This is a genomic window from Actinoplanes sp. NPDC051411 (genome assembly GCF_040682075.1).
Lineage (GTDB): Bacteria > Actinomycetota > Actinomycetes > Mycobacteriales > Micromonosporaceae > Actinoplanes.
Genome location: NZ_JBFBAD010000013.1, coordinates 43366 through 54585 on the forward strand (window position 1 = coordinate 43366; position 11220 = coordinate 54585).

At 70.5% G+C, this 11220-nt stretch carries 7 protein-coding genes; 3 read left to right on the plus strand and 4 right to left on the minus strand.

Annotated features, from left to right (window positions below; all coding sequences use genetic code 11):
- Nucleotide 1 precedes the first annotated feature (1 nt).
- Nucleotides 2-1585 carry a beta-1,3-glucanase family protein gene (locus tag AB0M88_RS09830; protein ID WP_364098189.1) on the minus strand — a complete coding sequence of 528 codons (1584 nt, stop codon included), beginning with the start codon at nucleotides 1583-1585 and terminating at the stop codon, nucleotides 2-4.
- A 131-nt stretch (nucleotides 1586-1716) separates the two neighbouring features.
- On the opposite strand from AB0M88_RS09830, the gene AB0M88_RS09835 reads away from it, so the two are divergent.
- Nucleotides 1717-2670, plus strand: a complete 954-nt coding sequence (locus tag AB0M88_RS09835; protein WP_364098192.1) for an aldo/keto reductase — start codon at nucleotides 1717-1719, stop codon at nucleotides 2668-2670.
- Nucleotides 2671-2873: 203 nt separating this feature from the next.
- Nucleotides 2874-6287, plus strand: a complete 3414-nt coding sequence (locus tag AB0M88_RS09840; protein ID WP_364098195.1) for a S8 family serine peptidase — start codon at nucleotides 2874-2876, stop codon at nucleotides 6285-6287.
- Between the two features lie 105 nt (nucleotides 6288-6392).
- Here the strand turns inward: AB0M88_RS09840 and AB0M88_RS09845 are convergent, their stop codons facing one another.
- Genes AB0M88_RS09845 through AB0M88_RS09855 form a run of 3 tightly spaced genes read right to left on the minus strand, consistent with a single transcriptional unit; the run spans nucleotide 6393 to nucleotide 9057 of the window.
- A complete protein-coding gene (locus AB0M88_RS09845; protein WP_364098198.1) occupies nucleotides 6393-7244 on the minus strand; it encodes a menaquinone biosynthesis protein in 852 nt (283 codons plus the stop codon).
- Nucleotides 7241-8461 carry an MFS transporter gene (locus AB0M88_RS09850; RefSeq protein ID WP_364098201.1) on the minus strand — a complete coding sequence of 407 codons (1221 nt, stop codon included), beginning with the start codon at nucleotides 8459-8461 and terminating at the stop codon, nucleotides 7241-7243. Before AB0M88_RS09850 ends, AB0M88_RS09845 begins: the two co-directional genes overlap by 4 nt.
- 32 nt (nucleotides 8462-8493) lie before the next feature.
- Entirely contained in the window at nucleotides 8494-9057 is a 564-nt protein-coding gene (locus AB0M88_RS09855) for a helix-turn-helix domain-containing protein (RefSeq protein ID WP_364098204.1), read from the minus strand.
- A 142-nt stretch (nucleotides 9058-9199) separates the two neighbouring features.
- Here AB0M88_RS09855 and AB0M88_RS09860 point away from each other — a divergent pair, with 142 nt between their 5' ends.
- A complete protein-coding gene (locus tag AB0M88_RS09860; protein WP_364098207.1) occupies nucleotides 9200-11197 on the plus strand; it encodes an AAA family ATPase in 1998 nt (665 codons plus the stop codon).
- The last annotated feature ends 23 nt before the right edge of the window (nucleotides 11198-11220 follow it).

Below are 11220 nucleotides of genomic sequence, written 5' to 3' on the forward strand. Positions count from 1 at the left end.
GTCAGCCCTGGCGCCACTTCTGGTTGGCGGTGCCGGCGCAGTCCCAGAGCTGGAGCTTGGCGCCGGCGTTCGCGTTGACGTCCTTGATGTCCAGGCACCGGTTGGACTGGGGGTTGACCAGGTCACCGGCCGCGCTCAGCACCCACTGCTGCGCGCCCGTCCCGTTGCAGGTGTAGAGCTGGACGACCGCCCCGTTCGCCGTCGAGCCGGCCGCGACGTCCATGCACTTGCCGTTCTGGCTCAGCAGCGCCCCGCCGCTGAAGGTCCACTTCTGGGCGCTGCTGTTGTTGCAGTCCCACATCTGCAGCTGGGCGCCGTCGACGAAGTTCGAGCTCGGCACGTCGACGCACCGGTTGTTGAGGCTGCTGATCAGCGACGTCCCGGAGGCCGGCGGCGGCGTCGTGGTGCCTCCGCCGCCGGTGAACGGCGAGAGCGTGATGCCGGCCGAGCGCGGGTCGCCGTCGTTGACGATCGACGCGAAGTCGGACACGTCGTCGAAGGGGAACGCGTACGCCCGCCCGTCCGCCATGTTGGCGTGGATCGTCTTGGCGTAGACGTTGGTCGGGTTGTTCTTGTAGAAGTCGGCCGCGTTGCCGTCCGGCTGGGTGTCGACGGTGCCGAGCGTGCCGCGGTTGAGGCCGGCGCAGAGCGTACGGGAAATCGGCCCGACCACCTGGTCGTTGGGGGCCGGCAGGTCGCCCGCGCAGCCGAAGACGCTGGCCGACGACGGCTTGTTGAACGACGCCACCTGGGCGCCGGACGAGTTGGTGAAGACCATCGTGTTGCCCGAGGTGTGCCCGAAGTATCTGGTGTTGGGCTGGTCGCTGAACGGCACCACGGTCAGCGTCTTCGAGCCGTACGCGTTCCACGCCGAGTTGATGTACGAGTCGAGGAACGTGTTGCTCGTCTTGCCGGGCGAGAGCACGCGCAGCACCGTTCCGTCCGACGGGCGGGTGTAGACCAGGCTGGACCAGCCGGCCGTCCCCTTAATCGTGTTGATCACGTTGGTGCGGCCGTTGGCGACCGGGTCGCCGGTGCGCTTGGTGACGCCGGCCGAGTTGGTCACGGTGACCGCGTGCGGGATCGCGAACATGTCGACCTGCGAGCTGTTCAGCCACAGCCCGGAGTCGTTGTAGGTGAACTCGCTCCAGTCGAACAGGATGTTCTGGTTGGCGTCGCCCGTGGCCCAGGGTGCGGGCTGCACCAGGCCGTCCGGGGTGAGGAAGAACTTGAGCTTCTCGCCGAGCGAGAAGTAGACCCGGCCGGAGAAGTTGCGCGGGAAGCGGATGGTCGTGTTGCCGCCGTTGCCCGGCCCGGCGATCGAGACGTCGGGCGCGGGCGACGGGGGAATCTGGCCGCCGCTCCACGCGGTGAAGGTGCCGGCCTGGTTGACGTAGCCGAGGCGGCCGCTGGAGAGCTGGGTGCCGATCACGTAGAGGTAGACCGCGTCGGCGCGGCCGGTGTTGTTGGTGAAGGTAACCGGGAGGATGTCGGGGCCGACGGCCTGGGCGGCCGGCGGGGCGACGGCCGCGGCGACCGGGATGGTCAGGGCCAGGGCCGCGAGTGCGCGGAGGACGGTACGCACGGAACACCTCTTCTCGAGTTGAGAGCGCTCTCACGCACACTCGAATCTGTTAACTACGTGTGTCAATAGATGCGGGCCGATGTCGAACGTCCGCAGGGCAAGGCAGGGACATTCGGGCATAGGGTCGGATCATGAGTGACATGAGCTACCGCCGGCTGGGCGCCTCCGGCCTGGTCGTCTCCGTCGTGGGCCTGGGCTGCAACAACTTCGGCCGCAAGCTGGACGCCGACGGCACGCGTGAGGTCGTCGACGCCGCGTTCGACGCCGGGATCACGCTGTTCGACACCGCCGACGTCTACGGCACCCCGCACGGCGCCTCCGAGGAGGTGCTGGGCGCCGCACTCAAGGGCCGCCGGGACGAGATCGTGCTCGCCACCAAGTTCGGCATGGACATGGAGGGCATCAACGGCAACGACTTCGACGCGCGCGGCTCGCGGCGCTACATCGTGCGGGCGGCCGAGGCCTCGCTGCGGCGTCTCGAGACCGATTACATCGACCTTTACCAGATGCACCGGCCCGACGAGGGCACCCCGATCGACGAGACCCTGGCCGCCCTCGACGACCTGGTGCGTTCGGGCAAGGTTCGTTACCTGGGAAACTCCAACTTCGGCGGGTGGCAGATCGCGGACGCCCACTGGACGGCGAGCGCCGGCAGCCTGACCCCGTTCATCAGCGCGCAGAACCAGTACAGCCTGCTGCACCGCGAGGTCGAGGACGAGGTCGTGCCGGCCTGCGAGCACTTCGGACTCGGTTTCCTGCCGTTCTTCCCGCTCGACAGCGGCCTGCTGAGCGGCAAATACCGGCGCGGCGAGCGCCCGGCCGCCGGCACCCGCCTGTCGCAGGAGCGCTACCAGCGCTGGCTGGACGACGCCGACTGGGACACCATCGAGGCGCTCACCGCGTTCGGCGCCGAGCGCGGCCACAGCCTGCTCGATGTCGCGATCGCGGGTCTCGCCGCGCGCCCGGCGGTCGCCAGCGTGATCGCGGGCGCGACGAGCGCCGAGCAGATCCAGGCCAACGCGGCGGCCGGAGCCTGGCCGCTGAGCGCCGACGACGTCGCGGCGCTCGACAGCCTGTTGAACTGACCACAGCAGACAGTGGGCGGCCCGGGGTTTTTGCCCCAGGCCGCCCACTTTTTTGCATCCACTGACGCCGATACCCGTGACAAATGGCCCTTGCGCATTTGCATACAACGATCAATGCTCCGGCGTGGATCAACGGGGGGAAACGGGGGTTCCTCCCGGTCGTCGTATGCGAGGAGCACTACATGCCATTTCCGGCAAGAGGGGTGCTTACGGCATCTCTCGTTTCCCTCGGGGTGCTGACCGCCGCCGCCTATCCGGCGGCGGCGCTCGCGGCACCCCCCGTAGTCAAGCTGCCGGCCACCGCCGGCCAGCCGGCTCGCGGCGTCATCGTGATGCTGCGCAACCAGCACAAGGAACTCTCGTTCACGCGTAGTGCGAACTCGCCCCGCGCTCAGGCCGACAAGAAGGACCAGGCACCGGTCATCACCCGGGCCAAGTCCGCCGGCATGCGCGACGTCCGCGGCTTCACCAGCGTCAATGCGATCGCCGCGACCGCGACAACCGCGCAGATCTCGGCCCTGACCGCCGACCCGACGGTCGCCGCGGTCTACCCCGACCTGCCGATCAGCAAGGCACCGACCGGATCCGACGCGACCGCGCCGGTCAAGGGGGCCGAGCAGTCGAGTGTGGCCTCCCCGATCTGCCCGTCCGACCCGTCCAAGCCGCTGCTCGAACCCGAGGCGCTGCAGACGACCGACACCGCGTTCAGCAACCCGGCGACGCCGCAGGCCCAGTCGCTCGCCACCGGCAAGGGTGTCAAGGTGGCGTTCCTCGCCGACGGCCTCGACATCAACAACCCGGACTTCATCCGGGCCGACGGCAGCCACGTCTTCGTCGACTACAAGGACTTCTCGAGCGAGGGCCCGGACGCTCCGAGCTCGGCCGCCGAGGCATTCGGCGACGCCAGCTCGATCGCGGCCCAGGGTCTGCACTCGTACGACCTGGCCGACTTCGTCAACCCGGCGCACCCGCTGCCCGCGGGCTGCACGATCACCGTACGGGGTATCGCCCCCGGCGCGAGCCTGGTCGGACTGAAGGTCTTCGGCAACTCGAACACCGCTCCGACCTCGCGCTTCATCCAGGCGCTCGACTACGCGGTGAACGACGCCAACGTCGACGTCATCAACGAGTCGTTCGGTGGCAACCCGTTCCCCGACCTGGGCAACGACCCGATCTCGCTGGCCGACGACGCGGCCGTGGACGCGGGCGTGACGGTCGTGGCGAGCACCGGTGACGCCGGCACGACCGGCACCATCGGCTCGCCGGCCAGCGACGCCAAGGTGATCGGTGTCGCGGCGACCACAACGTTCCAGTCGTACGCCCAGACCGGTTCCTCCGGCTTCCCGTTCTCCAACGGGACCTGGGCCGACGGCAACATCTCCGGCCTGAGCTCGGGCGGCGTGACCTCGCACGGGCGGGTGCCCGACCTGGCCGCCCCCGGCGATCTCGGATGGGCGCTCTGCACCCCGAACACCGCGATCTACGAGGACTGCGTCGACTACAAGGGCGCGCCGGCCTCGATCCAGAACTTCGGAGGCACCAGCCAGTCCTCGCCGTTCACCGCCGGTGCCGCGGCCCTGGTCATCCAGGCCTACGAGAGCACCCACCACGGTGTCCGTCCGGCCCCGGCCCTGGTCAAGCGGCTGCTCACCAGCACCGCGACCGACCTCGGCCACCCGGCCTACGAGCAGGGCGCCGGACAGCTCAACACGCTGGCCGCGGTCAAGGCGGCGCTGAGCTGGAAGGACAGCAACGGCTCGCCGAAGGCGCAGGGCTCCTCGCTGGTCGTCGACAAGACCCAGCTGGTCACCGACGGGCAGCCGGGCAGCACCACGACCTCCAAGCTGACGATCACCAACGTCAGCCCCAACACCCAGCGGATCAACCTGTCGACCCGGACGCTCGGCGGCGCGTCGAGCACCCAGTCCGGCACCGTCACCCTGAACACGGCGACGGCACCGGCCTACATCGACCAGGTCGGCATCCCGCGGAGCTACGTGTCGCAGAAGTTCAAGGTGGGCCTGGGCGCCGACCGGCTCGACGTCTCGATCGCGGGTGCCTCCGCCCCGGGCGCGTCGCGCATCATCCTGATCGACCCGCAGGGCACCTACCAGGCGTACTCGATCCCGCAGGGTGCCGGCAACTTCTCGGACATCGACGTTCACTACCCGGCCTTCGGCACCTGGACGGCGTACTTCGCCGTCCCGAAGTCGTCGGGCTTCAACGGGCCGCTCAAGTGGCAGGCGACCACGTCGAACTTCACCGGCTTCGGCTCGGTGTCGCCGTCGTCGCTGTCGCTGGCGCCGGGTGCGACCGGCACCGTGAAGGTCACCACCAGGCTGCCGAAGAACCCGGGCGACGTGAGCGCCTCGGTGCAGCTGAAGACGCCGCTCGGCCAGACCACCTCGGTGCCGCTGACCGCCCGCACGGTGATCCCGACCACCGCCGCCAGCAACACCTTCAGCGGTGTCCTGACCGGCGGTAACGGCCGCTCGGGCGCCGGCGGGTACGCCCAGGCGAACTCGTACTACCTGGATGTCCCGTCCGGCAAGAAGGACCTGGGCATCAGCGTCAGCGTGGCCGACCCGGGTGTGACGTACTTCGGGGTGCTCACCTCGCCCGACGGCCAGGTGTACTCCTACCAGAGCAACCTCTACGCCGACGCCACCGGCCAGGGCGTGAACGACAAGGCGCTGCAGATCTACCGGCGTAACCCGCAGGCGGGCCGCTGGCTGCTGTCGCTCAACTTCACCAACCCGCAGAGCGGTCTCGAGGTCGCCCAGCCGTTCACCGGCAAGCTGACCTTCAACACCGTCAAGGTCAGCGCCTCGCTGCCCAGCGGCTCGACGCTGAAGGCCGGCAAGGCGGTCACGGTTCCGGTCAAGGTGACCAACACCGGTGCCGCCCCGCTGACCTACTTCGCCGACGCCCGCCTCACCACGATCGGCGACCTGCCGCTGGTCGAGCTGAGCGGCGCCGCCACCACCACGCTGCCGGTTCCGGCCGGCGTCCTGCCGCAGTGGCTGGTGCCTTCGGAGAGCAAGGAGCTCACGGTTCAGTCCGCGGCGACCCAGCCGGTCAACCTGGACCTCTTCTACTCCTCGGGCGAGCCGGAGCTCTACTCCTCGGCTCAGGGCAACGGCGCGGTCGTCCGCGTCCAGGCGCCGCAGGTGTCGCCGGGCCTCTGGGCCGCCGACATCGGCCAGACCGGCCCGTTCGACGGCCCGGCTCCGGCCGGCACGGTCTCGACCGCCGCGGTGGCCCGGGGTCAGCTCTTCGACCCCGCGGTGACCTCGTCGACCGGTGACTTCTGGCAGCTCGGGGTCGGCTCGGGCGACGACGCCGCGCTGGCCGCGCTCGAAGCCAACGCCAAGGCCGGCAAGTACGTGGCCCAGGCCACGGGCAAGCAGGCCGCCGGCTCCACGACGGCCGCCGCCGACGCGACCGGCCCGGTGATTCTCAAGCCGGGTCAGAGCGCGACGATCACGGTGACGATCACGCCGGGTGCCGCCAAGGGCTCGACCGTGAAGGGCCACCTCTACGTCGACACGATCAGCCAGGTGACGCTGGGTGGCGACGAGCTGATCGACCTGCCGTACAGCTACAAGGTCGGCTAGCGATCTGTTGAGCGCAACAAGCGGGGGACGGCGAATCGCCGTCCCCCGCTTGCCATTTCCCCCAGAGCAAGGTCCGCAGGAGGGTATGGCCTGCGGAAATGAAGATCAAACTTCGGCGAAAACCGGACCTTCGGGCGGAAGGGGCGGAACCTCACCACGGGCGGCGGCATGGCGCGCAAACTCCCGAAGCCCCGCAATCTGCCGCTCGCCGAGCGAGAAGTCGAGGGCCCGGAAATAGTTGGCGAGCGTGGCCGCGTCGAACGGCTCCCACCGCGCGGCCGCCGCGGCCGCCTCGTCGAGCTCACCCAGGCACAGCTCGACCGACCGCTGGAACGCCTCGTGCACGTCCTTGACCGCGCCCGGATTCGCGGCCGCGAAGTCCTTGCGGACCGCCCAGACCGCGAACACCATCGGCAGCCCGGTCCACTCGCGCCAGGCCTGGCCCAGGTCGATCACGTCGAGCCCGTTCTTGGGGGCCTCGTAGAGCGCGCGCAGCGCCGGGTCGCCGATCAGCACGCCGGCGTCGGCCTCCAGCAGCATCTGGGTCAGCTCGGGCGGACACCGGAAATACTCCGGCTCGGCGCCGTACTTCTCGGCCAGCAGCATCTGGGCCAGCAGCACGCCCGTACGCGATGTCGAGCCGAGCGCCACCGGCCGCTTGTCCAGCGAGGCCAGCGGCTTGGTCGAGATCAGGTTGACCGAGAGCACCGGCCCGTCGCTGCCCACCGCCAGGTCGGGCAGCAGGAGCAGCTCGTCGGCGTGGCGCAGGTATTCGACCAGCGAGATCGGGCCGATGTCGAGGTCGCCCGCGACCAGCGCGTTGTTGAGCCGGTCGGGGGTGTCCTTCTGCAGCTCGAAGTCGAGAAGAGCGCCGGAGCGCATCAGGCCCCAGTAGATCGGAAGACAGTTGAGGAATTGGATGTGCCCGACCCGGGGCCGACGGACGCTGTCGCTCATCCTTCGACGCTAGCCCCCGCCCGCCCGGTTTCCCCGAGGACCGGGGCGAGGGGTGGGGCAAGTCGCACCGCGGAACGGACCATCGGAAGACAGGCGAGCGCGGCCAGCAGCCCGGCCGCCCCGCACGCGGCGACCAGCAGACGGGGCCCGAAGTGGTCGACCAGCGGCCCGGCGACCATGAAACCGAGCATGTTGGCGGTCTGGGCGACGGCGTTCATCACCCCGTACGCCTGTCCGCGCGCGCCCGGCACGACCCGTTCGGCCAGGATCACCGCGCACATCACGTTGAGTACGCCGTTGCAGGTGCCGCCGGCGATCCAGAGCGGGAACAGCCAGCCGGCGTTGTCGACCGAACCGGCGATCACGATGGGCAGGCACAGCGCGGCCATCAGGGCGACCGCGACCGGGCCGGTGAAGTAGCGCTTGGGCACCCGGGAGACGAGCGCCGAGCCGATCAGCGCGCCGGCCGTCCACGCGGCGACGAGCAGGCCCCACACGGTGGCCGAGCCGCCGAGCGTGTCGCGGACGAAGAAGATCTCGAAGACGTTGATCGCGCTGACGCCGGCGATCACCACGAAGAGGGCCACGAACAGGGTGGTCAGGGTGCGGTCGTCGCGGAGCCGCCAGGGCACGACCGGCGAGGACGCCGAAGGGTGCGGGCGGCGACGCGTACGGATCAAGAGGGCCGCCGCGACCAGCGCGAGATAGCTGACCGCATCGAGCAGCAGCGCCGGGCGCGGCCCGGCCGTTCCGATCAGCAGGCCCGCCAGGGCCGGGCCGGCCAGCGCTCCGATGCTGCTCGCGACCTGTCCGAGGCCGCTCGCCCGGGGCAGGTCCTCGGGCCGCACCATCGCCGGGGTGAGCGCGGCGAGCGTCGGCTGGGTGACCGCCAGACCACAGGCGAGCAGCGCGACCAGGCCGATCATCGCGATCGGCCGCGAGGTGAAGGCGAGCACCGCGGCGACCACGGCCTGCAGCAGCCCGGCCACCACCAGCAGCGTGCGGCTGTCGGCCCGATCGGCGAGCCGGCCGGCGAGCGGGGCCAGCACCGCGACCGGCAGCGCGGCGGCGATGAGCAGGCCGGAGACCGCGATCCCGGCGTGACCGCGCTGCTGGAGCACGAGGGCGAGCGAGGTCGCGGCCAGAAAGTCGCCGCACGTGGAGACTCCGCGGGACCCGGCGGCCAGATACACATCACGCCAAGATGTGAAGGACATACTTCGAAGTTATTCCTTCACATCTCGAGAACTCAAGGGGTCGGGAATGCCAAGTAGTTGACCCTGACCTCCCGGGCCCCGTCGGGCGGAGAGGCCCGGCGAGCCCGCATCTGATAGGGCTCGACCAGTTCGCGCACCTTCTCGTTGAGACCGCGCAGCTCCTCGACGGTCAGGAGCAGCGTGTTGCCCATGATCGCGCTGGCCTCCTGCCACTCGACCGGCTCCTGCTGGTGCCGGTCGAGCCACTCCTCCAGCCGGCGCGCGTCGCGGTCGAGATAGAGGTTGACCAGCGCACGCTCGGCCGCCAACGTCTCCGGCTCCTGATCCGTGCCCGCGATCTGCACGTGCGTGCTCGTGCTGCGCCAGACCCGCTCCCGCCCGTCGCCCCGGCTCGGCGCCTGCTCGACCAGGCCGTACTTCGCGAGTTCGCGAAGGTGATAGCTGGTCGCGCTGGGCGTGAGCCCGACCAGCTGGGCGCACTCGGTCGCGGTCACCACCTCGCCGGTGGAGTTCAGATGTTCCACGATCTCGATCCGCGCGGGATGCGCGAGCGCCCGCATCACCCGCGGGTCGCTGATCCGGTTGCTCTCGGCCACGCCTCCATTGTCAGCGCCGGGAAAATCGGTGGACAGCGGGTGTCCGGCGCGTAACGTGGATGGCCGCTTGACGGCCGTGGTGAGCATGCACCGCAGCGGGCGTCCCGGACCGCACCCACCCCGCCTGCCCCGAGGATGATCCGTGCCCGCAAATGACCTGGACACCGAGCTAGCCGCCGAACGACACCACCTCACCGAGTCCCGGGCCGCGCTCGGGCGCATGCGGGGCCGCGCCGAGGCCCTGTTCAGCACCGGCGACAAGGTCGCCGGCGACGCCTACACCGCCGAGCAACTCGGCCGCCACATGGCCCGCCGGGTGGCCGAACTGGCCGACGACCCCACCACACCGCTGTTCTTCGGCCGCCTCGACATCGACGACGCCGCCTACCACGTCGGGCGGCGGCACGTCACCGACGACCTGGGCGAGCCGATGGTGCTCGACTGGCGGGCGCCGCTCTCCCGCTCCTTCTATCGGGCCAGCGTGCGCGACCCGCAGGGCGTCTCGACCCGGCGCCGGTTCGGTTTCGTGCGCGGCGAACTGACCAGCTTCGAAGACGAGCACCTCGACCAGGGCGAGGAACTGGGCACCAGGAGCCGCATCCTGACCGCCGAGATCGAGCGGCCCCGCGTCGGGCCGATGCGCGACATCGTGGCGACCATCCAGCCCGAGCAGGACGAGCTCGTCCGGGCCGAGCTGGAGGATTCGATCTGCGTGCAGGGCGCGCCCGGTACCGGCAAGACCGCGGTCGGCCTGCACCGCGCGGCCTTCCTGCTCTATCTGCACCGGGAACGGCTCCGGCGGTCGGGCGTGCTGATCGTCGGCCCCAACACCGCCTTCCTGGCCTACATCTCGGCCGTGCTGCCCGCCCTCGGCGAGGTCGAGGTGCAGCAGTCGACAGTGGACGCCCTCATCGGCCGGGTGCCGGTCCGGGCGGTCGACTCGCCGGCGGCGACGGCGGTCAAACATGACGTACGCATGGCCGAGGTGCTCCGCAAGGCCCTGTGGTCCCGCCTCCGCAAACCGGTCGACCCGATCATGGTTTCCGACGGTTCGTACCGCTGGCGCATCGACACCGAACCGCTGCGCCGCATCGTCGACGAGGCCCGCCGCGAAGGCCTGCCCTACGCCGCCGGCCGCGACCGGGTGCGGGCCCGCGTGGTCGCCCTGCTCCAGCGCCAGTCCGAATACCGCACCGGCAACTCCCCGACCGAGGGCTGGCTGCGCAAGATGTCCAAGATCGCGCCGGTCGCCGGATTCCTCGACCACTCGTGGCCCGCGGTCACCCCCGAGTCCCTGGTCGTCGACCTGCTCGTCGACCCGTCCGCGGCGGCCGGCGCGCTCACCGACGACGAGATCGAGGCGATCCGCTGGCCTAAGGCCCCCAAGTCGGTGAAGTCGGCCAAGTTCTCGGTCGCCGACCTGGTGCTGATCGACGAGGCGGCCGGCCTGATCGAGCGCGAGACCAGCTTCGGCCACGTGGTGGTCGACGAGGCCCAGGACCTCTCGCCCATGCAGGCCCGCGCGATCGGCCGGCGCAGCGAACACGGCTCGATCACCCTGCTCGGCGACCTCGCCCAGGGCACCGCGCCGTGGGCCGCCGCCGACTGGCGGGACACGCTCGGCCACCTCGGCAAACCGGACGCGCCGGTGGTGCCGCTGACGATCGGCTTCCGGGTGCCGGCCGCGGTCGTCGAGCTGGCCAACCGGCTGCTCCCGGCGCTCGGCGTCGACGTGCCGGAGGCGGTCTCGCTGCGCAGCGACGGCGACCTGGCTCTGATCCCGGTCGACTCCTCGCAACTGGACGCAGAGACGCTGGCCGAGGTGACGCGGGCGCTCGACCACGAGGGCTCGGTCGCGGTGATCGCCGCCGACACCGCGGTCGACCGGTTGCGCGGTCACCTCACGGCGGCCGGCATCGACAACGCGACCCCGGACGACGTCGACACCGAGGCCCGGGTCATGGTCGTCCCGGCGACGGTGGTCAAGGGCCTGGAATACGACCACGTGATCGTGCACGAGCCGGCCGACATCGTGGCCGCCGAGGCGCGCGGACTCAACCGGCTCTATGTCGTGCTCACGCGAGCCGTCTCCCGGCTGTCGGTCATCCACGCCAAACCGTTGCCGGGGCCGTTGTCCTGAGTGCTGAAGTGGGTCCAGGCCCA